1 protein-coding gene is annotated in these 1,171 nt (G+C 37.7%); it reads left to right on the top strand.

The genetic code is table 11. The annotated features are described in order from the left end of the window. On the top strand, positions 1-982 hold a 982-nt coding region (locus KJY78_RS06450; protein ID WP_214337789.1), incomplete at its 5' end, for an HsdM family class I SAM-dependent methyltransferase. Positions 983-1,171 lie beyond the last annotated feature (189 nt).

The following is a 1,171-nucleotide window of genomic DNA, read 5'->3' as shown; positions in this document are numbered from 1 at the left end:
GTTAAATGATGTTGTTTTAACTCCTTCTTATGTGGCTAAGTTGCTTGTAAAGTTGGCTAGGGTTAATAGGGAGAGTTATGTTTGGGATTTCGCGACGGGTTCAGCTGGGTTGCTTGTTGCTGCGATGAACGAAATGATTGTTGATGCGGAAAAGAAGATAAAATCACCGGAAAAATTAGGGCAAAAAATTGTTGAGATAAAAGCGAAACAGCTTTTAGGGCTTGAGGTTTTGTCCGGTGTGTATATGTTTGCGGTTTTGAATATGATTTTGATGGGTGATGGCAGTTCTAATATTTTAAATAGCGATTCATTGAAAGGTTTTGATGGTAAATATGGTTTTGGGGAACCACATAAAATGTTTCCTGCGGATGCTTTTGTGTTAAACCCGCCTTATTCTGCTGCGGGTAACGGTATGATTTTTGTGCAAAAAGCGTTGAGTATGATGGAGAGAAGGGGTTATGCTGCTATTATTATTCAAAGCTCGGCGGGGAATGGTAAGGCGAAAGAGTTTAATAAAAAAATCTTAGAAAAAAATACTTTGTTGGCGAGTATAAAAATGCCGTTGGATCTTTTTGTTGGAAAATCAAGTGTGCAAACTCATGTTTATGTTTTTAGGGTTGGGGAGGCTCATCGGAGAGATGAAGTAGTAAAGTTTATTGATTTTTCAAATGATGGTTACGTAAGAAGTAACAGAAAAAAAGCGCGTCTTAATTTAAAAGACGGAGATAGGGCGTTAAAGCGGTATCAGGAAGTTGTGGATCTGGTGCATTCTGGTAGGGGTAAATTAAGTATCTTTACTGATAAAGAATATTTTGAGGGGCAGATAGATCCTGATAATGGTGCGGATTGGAATCAAACAGCGCCGATAGATACTAGACCTACTCTAGAAGATTTTAAAAAAACAGTGGCTGATTATCTAGCCTGGGAAGTGTCGAACCTGTTGAAAAACACGGATCAGGGGGATAGCAGCCTAAAAAAATAGATGCCTCACTGAATGAAAAACTCGAGAATGTTCAGTGGGGCGAGTATAGAATCGGGGATTTGTTTGATGTAGATAATCTTTGGATATATGGAAAAAACAAGAATTGGAAAATAAGGTGTGATACACAAAAAGAAAACAGCTTACCAGTAATAAGTGGTATTACTGTTAACAACGGAGTTAATTATTATA

Source organism: Canibacter zhuwentaonis (genome assembly GCF_018531145.1).
Classification (GTDB): domain Bacteria; phylum Actinomycetota; class Actinomycetes; order Actinomycetales; family Microbacteriaceae; genus Canibacter; species Canibacter zhuwentaonis.
Note: the sequence above shows the minus strand (reverse complement) of the source record. Positions and strands in the feature narration are given on the sequence as shown.